The 16967-nt window shown below is 70.8% G+C and carries 14 protein-coding genes and 2 pseudogenes; 12 read left to right on the top strand and 4 right to left on the bottom strand.

Annotation, left to right across the window (positions count from 1 at the left end; all coding sequences use genetic code 11):
- Positions 1-195: 195 nt before the first annotated feature.
- From OG718_RS07040 to OG718_RS54390, 3 genes and pseudogenes are all read left to right on the top strand, one after another.
- Positions 196-1263, top strand: coding sequence for a hypothetical protein (locus tag OG718_RS07040; protein ID WP_328843628.1), 1068 nt, complete (start codon positions 196-198; stop codon positions 1261-1263).
- 20 nt (positions 1264-1283) lie between these two features.
- Entirely contained in the window at positions 1284-2393 is a 1110-nt protein-coding gene (locus OG718_RS07035; RefSeq protein ID WP_328843627.1) for a WD40/YVTN/BNR-like repeat-containing protein, read from the top strand.
- A gap of 222 nt (positions 2394-2615) precedes the next feature.
- Positions 2616-2855: pseudogene (locus OG718_RS54390) on the top strand (hypothetical protein); the annotation flags it as partial.
- 214 nt (positions 2856-3069) lie between these two features.
- Here OG718_RS54390 and OG718_RS07025 read toward each other — a convergent pair.
- Positions 3070-3453, bottom strand: coding sequence for a hypothetical protein (locus OG718_RS07025; RefSeq protein ID WP_143642691.1), 384 nt, complete (start codon positions 3451-3453; stop codon positions 3070-3072).
- 378 nt (positions 3454-3831) lie between these two features.
- Between OG718_RS07025 and OG718_RS07020 the strand changes: the two genes are divergently transcribed.
- Entirely contained in the window at positions 3832-4257 is a 426-nt protein-coding gene (locus OG718_RS07020; protein WP_143642692.1) for an effector-associated constant component EACC1, read from the top strand.
- Complete coding sequence (locus OG718_RS07015; RefSeq protein WP_328843625.1) at positions 4254-6896, top strand: ATP-binding protein; 2643 nt, start codon at positions 4254-4256, stop codon at positions 6894-6896. Before OG718_RS07020 ends, OG718_RS07015 begins: the two co-directional genes overlap by 4 nt.
- A 110-nt stretch (positions 6897-7006) precedes the next feature.
- Here OG718_RS07015 and OG718_RS07010 read toward each other — a convergent pair whose 3' ends face one another.
- Positions 7007-7870 carry a helix-turn-helix transcriptional regulator gene (locus OG718_RS07010; RefSeq protein WP_328843624.1) on the bottom strand — a complete coding sequence of 288 codons (864 nt, stop codon included), beginning with the start codon at positions 7868-7870 and terminating at the stop codon, positions 7007-7009.
- 131 nt (positions 7871-8001) lie between these two features.
- On the opposite strand from OG718_RS07010, the gene OG718_RS07005 reads away from it, so the two are divergent.
- Complete coding sequence (locus OG718_RS07005; RefSeq protein WP_328843623.1) at positions 8002-8952, top strand: NADP-dependent oxidoreductase; 951 nt, start codon at positions 8002-8004, stop codon at positions 8950-8952.
- A gap of 115 nt (positions 8953-9067) precedes the next feature.
- On the opposite strand, the pseudogene OG718_RS07000 reads toward OG718_RS07005, so the two are convergent.
- Positions 9068-9966: pseudogene (locus tag OG718_RS07000) on the bottom strand (helix-turn-helix transcriptional regulator).
- Positions 9967-10167: 201 nt separating this feature from the next.
- Here OG718_RS07000 and OG718_RS06995 point away from each other — a divergent pair.
- The 6 genes from OG718_RS06995 (at position 10168) to OG718_RS06970 (ending at position 15913) form a co-directional block, all read left to right on the top strand.
- Entirely contained in the window at positions 10168-11568 is a 1401-nt protein-coding gene (locus OG718_RS06995) for an MFS transporter (protein WP_328843622.1), read from the top strand.
- Positions 11565-11966: a DUF2255 family protein gene (locus OG718_RS06990; RefSeq protein ID WP_328843621.1), complete on the top strand. Its 402-nt coding sequence runs from the start codon at positions 11565-11567 to the stop codon at positions 11964-11966. The genes OG718_RS06995 and OG718_RS06990 overlap by 4 nt, the downstream gene beginning before the upstream one ends.
- A 61-nt stretch (positions 11967-12027) precedes the next feature.
- On the top strand, positions 12028-13071 hold the full coding sequence (locus OG718_RS06985; protein ID WP_328843620.1) for an NAD(P)-dependent alcohol dehydrogenase: 1044 nt from the start codon (positions 12028-12030) through the stop codon (positions 13069-13071).
- 300 nt (positions 13072-13371) lie between these two features.
- Positions 13372-13755, top strand: a complete 384-nt coding sequence (locus tag OG718_RS06980; RefSeq protein WP_328843619.1) for a DUF2255 family protein — start codon at positions 13372-13374, stop codon at positions 13753-13755.
- A 156-nt stretch (positions 13756-13911) separates the two neighbouring features.
- Entirely contained in the window at positions 13912-15507 is a 1596-nt protein-coding gene (locus tag OG718_RS06975; protein ID WP_328843618.1) for a Na+/H+ antiporter, read from the top strand.
- A gap of 22 nt (positions 15508-15529) precedes the next feature.
- Positions 15530-15913 carry a nuclear transport factor 2 family protein gene (locus OG718_RS06970; protein WP_328843617.1) on the top strand — a complete coding sequence of 128 codons (384 nt, stop codon included), beginning with the start codon at positions 15530-15532 and terminating at the stop codon, positions 15911-15913.
- A gap of 29 nt (positions 15914-15942) precedes the next feature.
- Here the strand turns inward: OG718_RS06970 and OG718_RS06965 are convergent, their stop codons facing one another.
- Positions 15943-16845: a helix-turn-helix transcriptional regulator gene (locus tag OG718_RS06965; protein ID WP_143642702.1), complete on the bottom strand. Its 903-nt coding sequence runs from the start codon at positions 16843-16845 to the stop codon at positions 15943-15945.
- Between the last annotated feature and the right edge of the window lie 122 nt (positions 16846-16967).

The raw sequence follows: 16967 nt of genomic DNA, 5'->3' as shown, positions 1-16967 counted from the left end.
TGGCACGGCGCGGTGAACCAGCAGTTCTCCTCATGACTTCGCCCCGCTCACCGGCGTGAGCGGGGCGCAGACGCGGTGCATCGCCCGGTTGCGCACGAACCTAGGCCGGCTGCGCGGCCGTGTCGGCCGAATGTCGTCTGGCCACGGGTGTGTGCATGCCAATAGCGTGTGCGACCTTCTCGTTCTGGGGGTCTCGTGAATGGTCTCCGTGCGGTCATCGTCTGCCTTGTGATCGTGTGTGCCGCGATCGTGTCGCCCGCCGCGGCTGTGACACCGGCCGCGGCGGCGAAGCCGAGCTGGTCGGCGCTGCCGGTGCCGGCGGCGGCCCCGCCGGTGACCGTGTCCGACCTCGCCGCCCGTGGGCCGGGCGAGGCGTGGGCGACCGGGTACGAGCACGCCGCCGATGGACTGCGGCCGATGCTGTACCGGTGGGACGGCACGGCGTGGAGCCGGGACACGACGTTCCCCGGCGCCGATGAGCCGGGCTGGCTCGGCAAGGTGCAGTTCGTCGGCGAGGAGGTGTGGATCTTCCACAACCGCGCGGGGACCGGAGAGATCCTGCGCCGGTCGGCGGGAGGCTGGAGTGCCGTCCCGCTGCCGCAGACCCTGTGGACCTACCAGGACTTCACCGCCGTGCCGGGTGCCGCGTGGGTGGTCGGCGAGGACGACACCGGGCTGAAGGTGTTGCACTACGACGGCTCCACCTGGACCACACAGTCCACCCCGGACGACGTGCTGTACGTGATGGGCGTCATCGCGCGTACTGCCACCGACGCCTGGGCCTGGGCGGACACCAGCACCGGGACCACCGTCCTGCGCCGGAACGGCACGGCATGGCAGGACGCGAAGGTGCCGCTGCCGCCGAACAGCAACGTGCACACGATCCTGGTCGAACCGTCCGGCCGGGTCACGATCGGCGGCAGCCAGTACACCGACGGCGTGGCCCGCACCTACCTGATGACCTTCAACGGGCAGGCCTGGCACACCACTTACCCACCGCTGGGCGACACCTACACCGAGGCCATGGTGCGCGGCCCGGACGGCGCGCTGTGGCTGCCGGTGCGCAGCGACCGCGCGTTCCAGTCGAAGTACGCACGGGTGGACGGCCCCCGCACCACCTTCTCGTACGGCCCCGAGCGCACGAACGCGATCGACGTCAAACCGCGTGCGCTGGCGAGGGCCGGGTTCTCACTGTTGTCCTTCGGGACCGTGGAGATCTACGGCTCGAAACCGAACCTGATGAGCGAGCGGCTGGGAGGCTGACCATGGCACGCCGACTTCCCATGGCACACAGACTCTTCGTCGCGGCTCTCGCTGCCGCCATGACGATCATGGCCCTCATGTCCTCGGCCGCGGCGGAAACCCTGTCCTGGCAACACGTTCCGGTCCCGCCACAGGTCCGCCCGCAGGCGGGGCTGAACGAGGCCGTGGCGTTCGGTCCGGACCGGGCGTGGGCGGTGGGTGCCGACGCCGTCGGACGCGAGGCGCCGGGCTTCCCTCTCGTGCTGCGCTGGGACGGAACCGCGTGGCAGCGCCAGGGCCTGCCCGGGATCGGCTGGCAGGGAGAGCTGCTGTCCATCGCCGCGACCTCACCGACCATGGTCTGGGCGGTCGGCCGCGACTCGGCGGGCGGCGCCCACCTGCTGCGCTACGACGGCAAATCCTGGAACGAGAGCCGGCCGCCGCGTGGTGTCCTGCTGACCAAAGTCGTCGCCGGCGGCGGTGAGACCTGGCTGATCGGTTCGCGGGACGGCGCGCAGGCACTGCTGCGCTGGGACGGGCGTAGCTGGCAGGACGTGCCGGTGCCGCCGGGAGCCGTGTACGGCCTGCACATCCTGGCGGCCGACGACGTCTGGGCCGCGGGCGACACCGGCTCGGGCGCTGTCGTGTCGCACTGGAACGGGGAGGCGTGGCAGCAGACGATCGTCGACGGATTCCCGCGGTCGGCGGTGAGCAGTGTGCTGGCGGTCTCGCCGACGGAGGTCTGGGCGGGTGGCACGGCAGGCTTCGTCGGCGGCCCGCCGGGGCGGCCGATTCCGCCACTGCTGGTCCGCTTCGACGGGCAGGCGTGGAGCCGGGTGACCGTGCCCACCGACTTCGGCTCGATCAGCTCACTGTCGCCCAGCACGTCAGGCGCGCTGGCCTGGGTCTCGGTCGCCCGCTCGCAGAAGTGGGGCCCGCCGGGCAGCAGTCCGCCGTTTGTCTCCGGGCCGGATTTCCTTGCCTGGAACGGACAGTCGTTCACGGAGTACAGCGAACCGGCGGTGGCCGGGGAGGGCGATTCCCGGGTGCCGCGGCTGGCGCCGGTGCCAGGCACGGCGACGGTGTGGTCGGTGGGCCGCGCCGACGGCCCCGAGGGCACCTTCGCCCCACGCATCCTGCGGTTCGGCTGAGACGACGAACGGGGCTCGGTCCGGCGAGGGTGGGTTCGGGTTGCTCCGGGTGTGGGGCATGCCGACTCGGCGGCCGGGGGTCAGCCGGTGGTGTGTTGGAGTTGGGCGATCCAGCCGGGTGCGGTGGTGTCACCGGCTTGGGTGCGTTGGTGCAGCCAGGTGAGGGCTTGGGCGGTATGGCCCTGGTCGTGCAACAGGGTGACGGCCAGGGCGAGGGAGGCGGTGTCTCCGCGTTCCTCGACGCGGCACGCACCGCCCTCACCGCCACGCCCTGACTCTCCCTCGCTCGTCGACGAGGTTGTCCGCGAGGGCGCCCGGCGGACGCCTGCCGACGCCTCGGATGCCGAAGTGGACCAACGCATAGCCGAGTTGGCCGCGGGGGCGGATGAGGCAGAGTGGCGCCTGGTGGTCCGGAACGGCCAGCACGGGCCGAGGACCGTAACGGCTGCCGCGGGTTCTGTGCGCGGTTGCCGGAGCCCACCTCGTCGCCCAGGTCCGCGCGGGCGCCGAGTTCGAGAACGGCTTCAGCGTCCCGGAACGGCGTCGGCCCGCATCAGAGCAGACAGAAGCACCTCCGGTGCGCGCCGCGGGATTTACCACGCCCCCGCGCGCACCGAAGGTGCACTGGATCGCTGACCGGCAACTTCACGCTGGAAAGGGCACAACGGCCGTCTGGTCAGCAGCGCGTGATGACTGACTTGGAGGCGGCGCTGTTGTCCACGTACGGCGCGTACGTCCACCCGGTCACGGTCAGCTCGAGTCCGTTGAAGCGGTTGTAGCGCTCATAGACGGTGAGGTACCAACGGTTTCCTCCGCCGAGGTCCTCTCCGGTGCTCCAACAGGTCGCGAGGAGTACATCCCCCGACCACAGGGCCGGGACTCCGACCTCACCGGAGGCCAGACTGCGGCCGTTGAAGACAGCCGCCCCGACCTCCACCCTGAGCAGCGCGGACGCGGTCGTGGATGCGGATGCGGTTGCGGTCGTCAGAACCATCCCAGCGGCACTCAGCGCCGCAACCGCCGCGACCATGGCGCCTCGGCGTCGTAACTTGCCTCTCATACCAGCCTCCTGATCAATACCGACCGTGCACCGCTCCGCTGAGCAGGCACGTGAACCCCTCGCCCTTGCCGGAAGGCTCTGCCAGGCCCGACGAGCCGAGCCGGCAGACAGACCCTCCGTGAGCTCGACAGTGCCGTGCGCCGCTGTGGCATGGCATGAGTAACCACTACTCAACCGCTCCATGGCTTTTGACCGCAGGCCTCTGTCTGGCGCTGTTCATATCCGCCAGGTACCGGGAACAGGCCGCCGGAGCCGCATCTGATGTGGCGTGATGTCGCCAGTCGGCAGAGTGAAGCGGACGGAGAACTCTCCTAATCCACGGGGAAGATGGGACCCTGGCTCTTCACGTGGTGAACGCGCGATTTCGGGGGAGCGTGGATGAGCGAGGTACGGATCAGTGTGGGAAGCGCTGCGGGTGCCACTGCCCTGAGCGGGTGGCTGCGCCGTGATCCGTCAGTGGCACGGTCGGGCGCCGCGATCGGGTCCGCCGACCCCTACGCGCCGCCACCGCCTCCGGGGCCCTCGCCTGTTCCGCCGCGGCCCGCGGACATGACGGGGACCCGGGCCGCGCCACCACCGCCCCCGGGCACGATGGGGACCCTGGACACGATCACCGCCGTCGTGGACAGCACGGTCGGCCTCCTCGGGCTGCTGGTCGCCATCACCGCCTGGCGGCGCCCGAGCGGAACGCAGGCGCCCACCGTACGTGTCACCGAGAGCGACGGCACCCTGGTGGAGGGAACAGCCGAGGACGTACTGAAAGTGCTGCGGGCCCGCAGGGAGCAGGAGCAGGCCGACACATGACGGCGCGGCTGGCCGACCGGTCGGCCTCCAGGGCGGTACTGATCGGCATCCACGGGTATGCCGCCGGCGGTGGACTCGCCCAGTTGCCCGCGGTCGAGCGGAACATCACGGCGCTGCGGGACGCACTGTGCGACGAGGCCGTCTGGGGCCTGACCGCGGCAGGCTGCCGGGTGCTCGGTCCCGAGGCCGACGGCAGCGATGTCATGCGAGCCATCGACGCCGCGGTGAACGAAGCCACCGACACGCTGCTCATCTATTACGCCGGACACGGACTGCTGCACCCCGACCGGCCGGCCGACCTCCATCTCGCCCTGCACGACTCCAACGAGCAGCAGATGTGGCGCGCGCTGCCGTACGCCCACATCCGTGACGAGGTGCGATCGGCGTACCGCCGACGGGGCCTGAAGTGCGCCGTGGTCCTCGACTGCTGCTTCAGCGGCGCCGCCGTCGAAGGGGGCATGAGCGCCCGCGCGACACTGCTGAAACAGGCCGCCGACATCGACGGCGTCTGCGTCCTTACCTCCAGCGCGGCCACCGAGCTCGCCTACTCCCTGCCCGGTGAGGAGCTGTCCGCGTTCACCGGCGCCATGCTCGGACTCCTGCGGACGGGTGTGCTCGGAGCCGGCCCCGAGCTCGACTTCGGAACCGTGCATGCCCGGCTGCACCGGCTGCTGAGTACTCGGGAACACCCACAGCACCCCCAGCTCGGGGCTCACAACTCGGGTGAGCGGATCGCTGTCTTCCGCAACCCGGCGTACGTCGCGCAGGAGCCGCACGAGGCGGGCCGGAGCGCGAACGCCCCGGGACTGCTGCCCGCGGAGCAGTTGTTCGGCCGGGATCGTGAGCTGCGGGACCTGGCCGCGGAGACGGCTCGAGGACCCGGCGTACTCGTCATCCACGGGCCGCCGGGCGTGGGCAAGTCGGCGTTGGCGGCCGAGTTGTACCAGCGGCTCACGGGCGGTCGGGAGGGTCATCCGGCGGTCGGCTTCCCTGTTGTGCTGCTGGATGACGTCACGGACGCAGCCGAGGTCTCCCAGACCGACGCGCCCCCGCGCGACGCGCTGTTCGTGGTCACCAGCCGTGCCTCGCTCACTGATCTGATGCCGCGGTACGTCCGCCGGTTTGCGCTCGCTCCGCTCGAGGTGGACGACGCGGTGGCGATGATGCACGATCTCAGCGGGCTCACCGGGCACGACGGCGAACTCGCCGAGATCGCCCGGCTGTTGAGCTGCTTCCCGCTCGCGCTGCGCCCCATCGCCGCCAGACTGCGCCGCACCCCACCCGATCTGCTGCTGGACGCCATGCGGGAGTCGGACCGTCCGCTGCAGCACCTCCACTCCGACGACGACCGCGTCCGTACGGCCTTCACCGTGTCGTACGAGGCGCTCAGCGAGCAGCAGAGGCAGGTGCTCCACGACTGCGCCGGCCATCCAGGCCCTGACTTCGACCGCTACTCGGCCGCAGCCCTCTGTCGTATGCCGCCCGGCATCTGCGGACTGTTGCTGGAGGAACTCGTCGATGCGGGACTCCTTCAGCGCACCGACGGCCGCTACGCCTTCCACGACCTCTACCGCAGCTATTCGCGCACCACGCCCGCACAGGAGGCCCTGCGGCGGACCTGGTTGTACCTCCACCTCCGCCGCTGGCTGGAGGCCGCGCGAGGGGACAGCGCTCGAAGCGCCTGGCGGACCGCCGCACTTCCTGAACTGCGCGCGGCAGCGCGGGCGGCGCGCGAGGACCGATGGAACCTCGCAACCGAGTTCAGCTGCGAGGTGGCCGACGCCCTGCGTGAGGAGCAGCGGCCCGCCGTGGCCAGGGAAGAGGCCGAGGCCGCCTACCGGTACGCGACGGGCAGGAGTTACGGCAGGGGTATCGCGCGGGCGCGCGGCGCCCTGGCCCTCGTGGGCACAGAACTCGACCCCGGCCACCCGCAGTTGGTGAAACGCGACCCCTCGCACGTGCGGCGGGACGTGGCCGCCGAACTCCTGCGTGCGGCCCGGTCGGTGCCCGAGGGCGCGGCCGAAGGCGGTCGGCACCTGATGTCTCTCGCCGAACGGGCCCTGGCTGCCAACCTGATCGACGAGGCCATGCGGTTCCAGGCCGAGGCGCACACCTGCTTCGAGGAAGCCGGGGACGACAGTCTGCTGGCGGAGTGCCTCGCGGCGGAGGCCGCAGTGCACATGTACACCGGGCAGTACCCGGATGCGGCGGTACTGGCCCAGAAGGCCGCCCAACTGCTCGACGACCAGGGCGACCGGGAAGGGGCGGCGCACTCGCACGCGACGGCAGCCGAGGCCTTCCGCAAGGCCGGAACCCTCACGCCGGCCCGCCTCCATGCCGATCTCGCGCTCGAGCGCTTCGAGGCAGTCGACGACCCCGCCAGTCTCAGCTATGCGTACCGTCTGCTCGCCAAGATCCAATGGGCGCTGGGAGACCACGCGCACGCACGTCGGCTCATGCACAAGGAACACGAACTGCGTCGCGGTTCCGGCCCGGAGGAGGGACCGTCGACCCAAGCCATCGCACATCCGTCGTCCCGAGCCGCCCGAATGAGCCGCGCTGAAGGACAGGTCCCCACGGATGGCGCGTTGGAACAGGGGGCGGACAGTGACGCGGCGAGGCTGCCGTCGCAGAGCTGATCCGCCTGAAGCCGTCCTCGAAACCGTCGCGCCTGCCTGCTTCCGCACCGAACCGGCAGAACCGGCGGCCGAGCGGGTAGGCAAGAACCGGGGGCTGATTCTGTCTTGCGTCAGCCGGCGTTGAGCAGACTGGCCAGCAGTTGGAGTCGCTCGGCGTCGGGGCCGCCCTCGACGGCGGTGTAGACGATCAGCATCGGGCCGGGAGTGCCCGGCAGCGGGTAGGCGTCCCAGTCCAGGTTCAGCTCCCCGACCATGGGGTGGTTGACACGCATCCGGCCGCGCGTCGTCTCGCCCACGTCGTGACGGGCCCACAGCGTCGCGAACTCGTCGCTGCGGACCGCGAGTTCGCCTACCAGCTCCGCGGCGCGCGGGTGCCCCGGATCGGCGGCGACCTGTGCGCGCAGCATCGCGGTCAGCTCGGCGACGGTGGCGGCCCGCTCCGGACAGGTCTGGTCGGCCTCCGGGTGCAACAGGAGCGACAGCAGGTTCCGCTGCGTCACCGGGAGTCGGGTGAACTCGCCCAGCAGCGCGCCGGCCAGCGGGCTCCAGGCCAGTACGTCCAGGTAGCGGCCCACGACCAGGGCGGGCGAGGGCATCGTGCGCAGCAACCGCTCTGTGGTGTCCGGTACTTCCTCCGGTTCGTACCGGCGCGGGGCGCGAGCCGGTGTGCGTGCGGCGGCGGCGAGGCTGTGCAGGTGTCGGCACTCCTCGGTGGAGAAGTTGAGGGCGCGTGCGAGGGCGTCCAGGACCTGTTCGGAAGGCCGCACGTCGCGACCCTGCTCCATGCGCTGGTAGTAGTCCGAACTCACCCCCGCCAACAGGGCCAGTTCCTCACGCCGCAGTCCGGCCACGCGTCGCCTCGGGCCGGGTTCGAGGCCGACGTCCTCCGGCCGCAGCCGGGTCCGGCGGGTCCGCAGGAATTCGGCGAGTTCGCGTCGGGGGTCGTCGGTCGGCGCGAGGGGGTTGTCGGTCACGGCGTCAGTATGCCTCGGGCGTGGATTGGGAGGGTGGGTCTGCCAGTCCCAGGAAAAGGCGAACGACCGTGTGCCGTGAGCAGAGGACCAGTATCGGTTCCACCCCAGCCGACCACGGAAGGAACAGCGCCATGAAGGCTGCTCAGATCACGAGTTACGGTGCACCGGACGTCCTGCGGATCAACGATGTGGACCGGCCCGCTCCCGGTGTCGGCGAGGTCCTGGTGTCGGTCGAGGCGTCCAGCGTGAACGGACACGACGTGATCGTCCGCGCCGGGCAGGTGAAGATGGTGTCGGGGCGCCGCTTCCCGATCGGCGCGGGGCTGGACTTCACGGGCGTCGTCGTCGAGACCGGCGCCGAGGTCGAGGGTTACCGGGCCGGGGACCGGGTGTGGGGCATGGTGCACCCCCGGCAGCGGCACATCACCGCGGGGGCGGCCGAGTACGTCGTGGTCCCCTCGGACCGGATCGCGCCCGCCCCGGCAGGACTCTCGTCGGTCGACGCGGCCTCCCTGGTCGTGGCGGGCGCGACGGCGCTGATTGCGTTGCGCGACAGCGTGCACCTCGCGGGCGGGGAACGGGTCCTCGTGCGGGGCGCGGCCGGCGGAGTCGGCACCGCCGCCGTGCAACTGGCACACGCATTGGGCGGCCATGTCACCGCGCTGGCTCGTGACCGCCACGCCCAACAGCTCACCGGCCTCGGTGCCGATGAAGTCCTCGACTACGGCTCGACCACCTCGGACCGGATCGGACCGTTCGACGTCATCGTCGACACCGTCGGCTCTGAACTGCACTGCTATCGAAGCCGGTTGGCCAAGGGCGGCCGGATGGTCACCGTCGGCCTGTCGGCCGGTGCCTTGGCCGCGATCGCCGCGTCGAGCGTGCACGGCTCCCGCCGCATCCGCACCTTCAGCGCCAACCCGGACACCGCCGTGCTGCGTGATGTGGCTGACCATGTCATTTCGGGTGCGCTGCGCCCGGTGGTCCACAGCGTGTACCCCTACGCGGACATCGCCGCAGCGCACGAGGCGTTCGAGCGTGGCGGCGTCGTGGGCAAGCACGTGGTCGCGGTGTCCGCGTAGCTCCATCGTTCTCGTGGAGCATCATCGACCGACAGGGGGCGAGGCCGTCCTCGGCTCGTTCCAGAAGCTGCTCGAAGCCTGGATCAGGTCGAAGCGGTCACGCCCGCCGCCGCCGTCAGTTCCGCTTCTCTTGCGCGGGTTTGAGGTCCGGTTCGGTGACAGGCATGTCCAGGAGGATCATTTTGTCGTGGTCGGGGGTCCCGGGGTTGGCGTAGTGGGCGACCAGCCGGTGGCCGGGGGCACCCTCCAACTGCATGGACTGGTACTCGAGGGTGAGGTCGCCGATGTCCGGAAGGTGGAACGTCTTGCTGCCGTGGGTGTGCGCCCGCACGTCGTAACGCTCCCACAGCTCCACGAACTCCGGGCTCTCGGCCAGCAGTTCGTCGACGAGCCCGACGAGGTCCGGGGCAGCGGGGTCGGTGCCGGCCAGGGCGCGCAGCCGCCCGACGCAGGCGCGGATCTGCTCCTCCCAGTGGTCGAAGACCGTGCGAGCCCCGGGATTCAGGAACACCCAGCGCGCGACGTTGCGCTTCTCGACCGGCCACTGCTCCATCCCCACGAAGAGCCGCAGCCCGCCCGGGTTCCACGCGAGCAGGTCCATCGTGCGGCTCACCACGACCGCGGGGTTGGGCCGCAGGCTCTCCACAGCAACTCGATTCCGGGCCCCACCGACGAAGTGGGCGCGGTCGCGGGCTCCGGAGCGGTGGTGCGGGCGGCGCACACGGCGAGGTCCCGCAAGTGCGCGTGCTCGCGCTCGTCCAGCAGGAGGACCCGGGCCAGCGCGTCGACGACGGACGGGCTGGGGCGGGTTTCCTTGCCGCGCTCGATGCGCGTGTAGTAGTCGATGCTCACGCCGGCGAGTGTGGCCAGCTCCTCGCGGCGCAGTCCCGGCGTACGACGAAGGCCGTGGCCGGACGGGAGACCGGCCTCCTCGGGAGTCACCCGGGTGCGGTGGGCGCGCAGGAAACGCCCCAGTTCCGTGCCGTCGCCGCCGTTGCGCTGCTCACGTGCCATGTGCTCAGTGTGGCAGGCCGGGCGTAACGGATCCATGAGCTGTGTGAACGCACAGTGAGGGGCCCTGTCACACCCCCGAACAGTGCTCCCCTGCACAGCTCGGCCTGCCACGGGACGGGCTCGGAGTCCAGGCTGGGTGTCGGTCGAGGAACACCTCCCGCGCAGAGAAGCCATCCCGTTTCGTTCTCAGGAGAACCACCCGTGTCCAGTTCTGTCGTATCGGACCGGTCGTCCGCCGAAACCGCCGGCGGTCGGCGTGGCACCGCGAACGGTGCCCGGTGGGCGCTGGCGGCCGCGCTGCTCGGCTTCTTCGTCATGACACTCGACGCACTGATCGTCAACGTCGCACTGCCCGAGATCGGGCGCGGCTTCGGCGGCGGCATGACAGGCCTGCAGTGGGTGGTGGACGGCTACACGCTGATGTTCGCCGCGCTGCTGCTGTCGGCCGGCTCGGTGACCGACCGCATCGGGGCGCGGCAGGCGTTCGGGGCGGGGCTCGTGGTGTTCACCGTCGCCTCGGCGGCCTGCGGCTTCGCACCGAACCTGGGTGTGCTGGTCGTGGCGCGGCTGGTGCAGGGCGCGGGTGCCGCGGTGATCGTGCCCGCCTCGCTGGCGTTGATCCGCGAGGCGTTCCCCGACCCCGTCCGGCGTGGCCGGGCCATCTCCATATGGGCGATGGGCGGTTCGGTGGGCGCCGCGGCCGGGCCGGTGCTGGGCGGTGTGCTCAGTGAGCTGAGCTGGCGGATGATCTTCTTCGTCAACCTGCCGGTGGGTGTGCTGGCACTGTTCCTGCTCACCCGGACCGCGCGTTCGCCCCGCCAGGGCGACGCTCCGTTCGACTGGACCGGCCAGATCGCCGCGGTGGCGGCGATGGGCGGTTTGACGTACGCCGCGATCGAAGCAGGCGCCGTCGGCATGGGCGCGCCGCGCGTGCTGCTCGCGCTCGCGGTGGCCGTGGCGGCGGCGGTGGTCTTCCTGACGTCCCAGGCACGCGGCCGGAACCCGATGGTGCCGCTGGAACTCCTGCGTACCCGGACGATGGCGCTCTCGGCGACCGTGGGTTTCGCGCTCAACGTCGGCTTCTACGGCATGATCTTCCTGCTCGGCCTGTACCTCCAGCAGGAACAGGGCCTGTCGCCGATGGCCACCGGTCTGGCGTTCCTGCCGATGACGCTGCTGACCGCGGTCGTCAGCCCGACGGCCGCCAGGCTCGCCGCGAGCTTCGGTCCGCGGATGCCGATCATCACCGGGCAACTCCTGATGGCCGCGGGCCTGGTGGCACTCACCGTTCCGTCGGCGTCGGCGCCCGCCTGGCTGCTGGTCCTGCTGATGATCCCGGTCGGAACCGGCGGCGGCCTCGCCGTACCGGCGGTGACCTCACTGCTCCTGGACCGCGTCCCCGCCCAGCGCGCCGACACCGCGAGCGGCGTCCTGAACGCCTCCCGCCAGCTCGGCGGCGCCCTGTCAGTGGCCGTCTTCGGCGCCCTGGTCTCGAACCACGCGCACTTCCTGCACGGGCTGCGCACCAGCCTTCTGATCGCCGCGCTGCTCGTGGCCCTGACCGCGGCGGCATCCGTACTCCTCAAGGAGAAGACCTCATGACCTCGACCTCGGCCTGGACGAGCCAGGAGCTCGACAGCATCGAACACGCGGAGGAACTGGAGATCGCCTCCGTGCGGCGCGGCGGCGAACTGGGCAGCCGACGGACGATCTGGGTCGTCCGCGTCGGCGACGGCATCTACGTCCGTTCGGTCAACGGCCCCGGCTCCGACTGGTACCGCGGCACCCGGGCCCGCCAGGAGGGCCGTATCCAGGCCGGCGGGGTCGAGAAGGCCGTCACGATCATCGACGCCGGCGACGAGGCCAACGACGCCGTGGACACCGCGTACCGGACCAAGTACGGGCACTACGCCGCGTACATCGTCAAGGCCATCACCAGCCCCGAGGCGAGCTCCACCACGATGCGGCTCGAACCCCGCCGGCCGCGCTCGGCCGACTGAACCCCCTTACGGCCGACAGCAGTTCCACCAGAACCACCGGTTCCACCAGAACGGAGAAGCCATGCTCACCGTCAACGCGTACTCCGCAACGGCCGCTGCCGAACCCCTCGCGCCGACCACCGTCGAGCGTCGTGACGTCGGACCGCACGACGTCCTCATCGAGATCAAGTACTGCGGCATCTGCCACTCCGACATCAGCCACGCCCGCAGCGAGTGGGGCGAGCAGGTCTACCCGATCGTGCCCGGCCACGAGATCGCCGGCGTCGTCACGGACGTCGGCCCGGAGGTCGGTAGGTTCGCCGTCGGCGACCGGGTCGGCGTCGGCTGTCTGGTCGAGTCCTGCCGCGAGTGCGAGTCGTGCCTGAAGGGCGAGGAGCAGTACTGCCTGAAGGGCAACACCCTCACCTACGGCGGCATCGACAAGGACGGCACGGTCACCCAGGGCGGCTACTCCACGCACGTCGTGGTCACCGAGGACTTCGTCGTCCGCATCCCCGAGGGCATCGACCTCGACGAGGCGGCCCCGCTGCTGTGCGCCGGCATCACGACGTACTCCCCGCTGCACCGCTGGGGCGCGGGACCCGGCAAGAAGGTCGCCGTCATCGGTCTCGGCGGCCTGGGCCACATGGCCGTCAAGCTCGCGCACGCGATGGGCGCCGAGGTCACCGTGCTGTCCCAGTCGCTGAAGAAGATGGACGACGGCCTGCGCCTCGGCGCCGACCACTACCACGCGACCAGTGACCCGGCCACTTTCGAGCAGTTGGCGGGCACGTTCGACCTGATCGTCAACACGGTCAGCGCGAAGCTCGACCTCGACGCCTACCTCGGTCTGCTGGCCGTGAACGGCGCCCTGGTCAACGTCGGCGCGCCCGCGGAGCCGCTGTGCGTCCAGGTGTTCTCGCTGATCATGCGCGGGCGGTCGTTCGCCGGTTCGCTGATCGGCGGCATCCGGGAGACCCAGGAGATGCTCGACTTCTGCGCCGAGCACGGCATCGGCTCCGAGATCGAGGTCATCCCGGCCGACAAGATCAACGAGGCGTACGAGCGTGTCCTCGCCTCCGACGTGCGCTACCGCTTCGTGATCGACACCTCGACGCTGGCCTGACCCACGGCCACGTCCCCCTGAGACCACCCCGTACGAGGAGCCGCGCCCCCGAGAGCCCTCGTACGGGGTGCCGCCCAGCAGTGGAAAGGGCAGGGACGGCGAGGGCGCGACGGCAGTGGCGTGGGAGGCCGTGTCACACCCTGGAACGCCGACTTCCGGCATGGCACGGTCTGCCGTGATGCGGGAACAGCGACCGGGCCCGATGCTCGTCGAAGATCCTCTCGCACCCGCGGGAGTCCGGCCGCCCCGCGGAGACATCCGCACGAGAACCGAGGACACCAGAACCGAGGAGATGAGCGGATGACCACCACTGCTCCCTGGACCGACGACGAACTCGACCGGGTCGGATCGGCCGAGGAACTGGAGGTCGCCTCCCTGCGCCGGGACGGCGAGCTGAGCAGTCGGCGCACGATCTGGGGCGTGCGCGTGGGCGACGACATCTACGTCCGCTCCGTGAACGGCCCCACCTCCGCCTGGTTCCGCGGCACCCGAGTCCGCCACGAGGGCCGTGTCGAGGCCGGCGGGGTCGAGAAGGACGTGGCGTTCGAGGACGCCGACGGGGAGATCAACGACGCGGTCGACACCGCCTACCGCACCAAGTACGGCCGATACTCCGCCAACACCATCCAGCGCATCACGAGCGCCAACGCGGGCTCGACGACCATGCGGCTCCTGCCTCGCTGACCGCCGCCGGAGAAGAGCGATGTTCACCGTGAGTACCCACGCCGCCACCTCGGCCGGCGGGCCCTTCGCCCCGGCCATGGCCGAGCGCCGTGACACCGGCCCCCACGATGTCGCGCGGTTGGTCGTCCGACCTCTGACCGGACCGGGAGACATGCCGTGATCGGCCTCGAACTCGTGGTGGTGCTCGGTGTGGCGGTGCTCCTGGGCAACGCCCTCGGCGACCGCTTCCGGATCGCCCCACCCATCGTGCTACTCGCCTTCGGCGCGCTGCTCGGCTTCGTACCCGCGCTGCGGGAGGTGGACCTGCCGCCGGAGGCGGTGCTGCTCATCTTCCTTCCGGTGCTGCTGTACTGGGAGAGCCTGACCACCTCGCTGCGGGAGATCCGCCGGGACCTGCGCGGCATCATCCTGATGAGCACCGTCCTGGTCATCGGCACCGCCGGAGCCGTCGCGACCGTGGCACACGAACTCGGCCTGGCCTGGGGCCCGGCATGGGTCCTCGGCGCCGCGGTGGCCCCCACCGACGCGACTGCCGTCGGCGTCCTCGCCAAGTCACTGCCCCGCCGCAACGTGACGCTGCTGCGTGCCGAAAGCCTCATCAACGACGGCACCGCGCTAGTCGTCTTCGGTCTCGCCGTCGGCATCACGGTCGGCGAGGAGCACTTCACCGTCCCGCACGTCACCGGGCTGTTCGCCCTCTCCTACGTCGGTGGAGCCGCGGCCGGAGCGCTGACCGCGTGGCTGGTGATCAAAGCGCGCCGGGTCTTCGACGACCCGCTGCTGGGCAACGTCGCGATGATCCTCACCCCGTTCACCGCCTACCTGCTCGCCGAACTGATCGAAGCCTCCGGGGTCCTCGCGGCCGTCGTGGCGGGCCTGATCATGAGCCAGGCCGGCCCGCGCGTGGCGGGAGCCGCGATGCGCCGGCAGGCGGAGGAGTCCTGGTCGCTTGCCACCTTCCTGCTCAACGGCTCTCTGTTCGTCCTGGTCGGTCTGCAGGCGCAGTCGGCCGTGCGCAGCCTGCACGGCAGCGACCTCACCCAGGCCCTCATCGCCGTCGGGGTGGTCTCCGCCGTGGTCGTCGCCGCGCGCTTCGCCTTCAACTTCACCTTCCCGTACCTGATCCGCCTCCTCGACCGTCGCCCGCAGCAGCGCCTGCGCCGCATGAACTATCGCGCCCGGGTGGTCACGTCGATCGCGGGCTTCCGTGGTGCGGTGTCGCTGGCGGTGGCCCTGTCGGTACCGATGACGCTCGACTCGGGCGCCCCCTTCCCCGACCGGGACACGATCGTCTTCGTCACCTCCGGTGTCATCGTGACCACGCTGGTCGTGCAGGGTCTGCTGCTGCCGATCGTGGTGCGCTGGGCCCGGCTGCCCCGCGACACATCGGTGGAAGAGGAGCGTTTCCTCGCCGAGTCGACCGCCACCGAGGAGGCCCTCAAGGCCCTTCCGGAAGTCGCCGAGGAGCTGGGCACCGACCCTGCCGTCGCCGAACGCATGCGCCAGGAGTACGAGACCCACCTGCTCGTCGTCCGCGCGGGCGGCGGAGAGACCGATGCCTCCGACAAGGAGGACGTCCTGCGCCACGACCGGCACTACACCGCGCTGCGTCTGGCCCTCCTGGCCCACAAACGCGCCACCGTGCTCCGACTGCGTGACGAGCACGAGATCGACGACACCGTGCTGCGTCAGGTCCAACGTCACCTCGACATCGAAGAAGTACGGCTGTCCCGACGCCAAGCCGCCGAGTGACCGCCCCAGGACGGGAGCCACCATGCACACCTCACCCGACGAGAGCACCCGCGAGGAGGTCGTCAGCGCCTACCGCGCCCAGCTGCGGGCGATGACCGACGGTGACACCGACGCCTTGGACGCCCTGCTCGACGACGGCTTCACACTCACCCACATCACCGGGTATGAACAGCCCAAGGCCGAGTGGCTCTCGCAGATGAGAGCCGGCCGGTTCGTCTACCACGGTGTCGCAGAGAAGACAGTCACCGTCGACGTGGAGGGCGACACGGCCCACCTCGTCGGCCGGATCGTCACCGACGCGACGGTCTACGGCACGCATGCCGACTGGCGGCTGCAACTGGCCCTGACCTACACCCGCGAGGGCTACACCTGGACCGCGGTGCGCTCGGTCGCCACCACTTGGTGACAACCCGTACGCGGTCGTTCGGCGGTGCGTCAGGACGAGGCGGACGATGCCGTGCCCGGTGTCGCCGGCCGCGAAGCGGGCTCGTGAGCCAGGAGGTCGAGGAGGGCGACCGCGTCGTGCTCCGGGGTGCCGGGTTCGGCGTTGTACGCGAGCAATCGGTGGCCGGGAGTGCCTTCCAGACGCAGGGACTCGAAGCCGAGGGTGAGCTCGCCGACTTCGGGATGGTGGAAGGTCTTCCTGCCGTACGAGCGGCTCCTGACGTCGTAACGCTCCCACAGGCGGGCGAACTCCGGGCTCTTGAGCAGGAGTTCGCCGACCAGCCGGGTCAGGTCGGGGGAATCGGGGTCGGTGCCGGCCAGCGCGCGGAGGTGGGCCACGCAGGCACGGACCTGGGTGCCCCAGTCGTGGAACAGGTCGCGTGCGGCGGGGTGGAGGAAGACATAGCGCGCGATGTTGCGCTGCTTGACCGGCCACTCCTCGATCCCGGCGAAGAGTCTCAGCCCGGCGGGGTTGGCGGCGAGCAGGTCGTTCGTACGGCTGACCACGTACGCGGGAGAAGGCCGCAGACTCTCCAACAGGAGCCTGACGCCGGGGCGTACCGCCCTGCTCGGTGCGGCCGGCGGCTCCGGTGGCCTTCGGGCGGCCAGGGCGGCGAGGTTGCGCAGGTGGTCGATCTCGTCCTGTTCCAGCAGGAGGCCACGGGCGAGAGCGTCGACGACGGAGGGGCTCGGCCGGGTCTCCTTGCCGCGCTCCAGCCGGGTGTAGTAGTCGATGCTGATGCCGGTCAGGGTGGCGAGTTCCTCTCGGCGCAGGCCAGGGGTGCGGCGCGGACCGGCGCCGGTCGGCAGTCCGGCCTGCCCGGGGGTCACCCGGGCCCGGCGGGCGCGCAGGAAGCGGCCCAGCTCGGTGCCGTTCTGCGGCTGAGGTGTCATGTTTTCGAGTGTGCGGGGCGCCGTGACCTGGCCGGTAGGCAGTTGGGGGGCCCTGTCGCACCCCGGAACACCGCTCCCCGGCACAGCCCGGCCTGCCATGGCACGAGCCCGGCCAGCAGGCT

Origin of the sequence: Streptomyces sp. NBC_00258, from assembly GCF_036182465.1 — a bacterium.
Lineage (GTDB): Bacteria > Actinomycetota > Actinomycetes > Streptomycetales > Streptomycetaceae > Streptomyces.
The sequence above is the reverse complement of the archived record's forward strand: the minus strand, read 5'-3'. Positions and strand labels throughout refer to the sequence as shown.

Bases quoted from the DNA above. Each gene is read 5' to 3' on its own strand.
- OG718_RS07035 (WP_328843627.1), top strand. From the start codon at position 1,284: ATGGCACACAGACTCTTCGTCGCGGCTCTCGCTGCCGCCATGACGATC.
- OG718_RS07025 (WP_143642691.1), bottom strand. From the start codon at position 3,453: ATGAGAGGCAAGTTACGACGCCGAGGCGCCATGGTCGCGGCGGTTGCG.
- OG718_RS07020 (WP_143642692.1), top strand. From the start codon at position 3,832: ATGAGCGAGGTACGGATCAGTGTGGGAAGCGCTGCGGGTGCCACTGCC.
- OG718_RS07015 (WP_328843625.1), top strand. From the start codon at position 4,254: ATGACGGCGCGGCTGGCCGACCGGTCGGCCTCCAGGGCGGTACTGATC.
- OG718_RS07005 (WP_328843623.1), top strand. From the start codon at position 8,002: ATGAAGGCTGCTCAGATCACGAGTTACGGTGCACCGGACGTCCTGCGG.
- OG718_RS06990 (WP_328843621.1), top strand. From the start codon at position 11,565: ATGACCTCGACCTCGGCCTGGACGAGCCAGGAGCTCGACAGCATCGAA.
- OG718_RS06985 (WP_328843620.1), top strand. From the start codon at position 12,028: ATGCTCACCGTCAACGCGTACTCCGCAACGGCCGCTGCCGAACCCCTC.
- OG718_RS06980 (WP_328843619.1), top strand. From the start codon at position 13,372: ATGACCACCACTGCTCCCTGGACCGACGACGAACTCGACCGGGTCGGA.
- OG718_RS06970 (WP_328843617.1), top strand. From the start codon at position 15,530: ATGCACACCTCACCCGACGAGAGCACCCGCGAGGAGGTCGTCAGCGCC.
- OG718_RS06965 (WP_143642702.1), bottom strand. From the start codon at position 16,845: ATGACACCTCAGCCGCAGAACGGCACCGAGCTGGGCCGCTTCCTGCGC.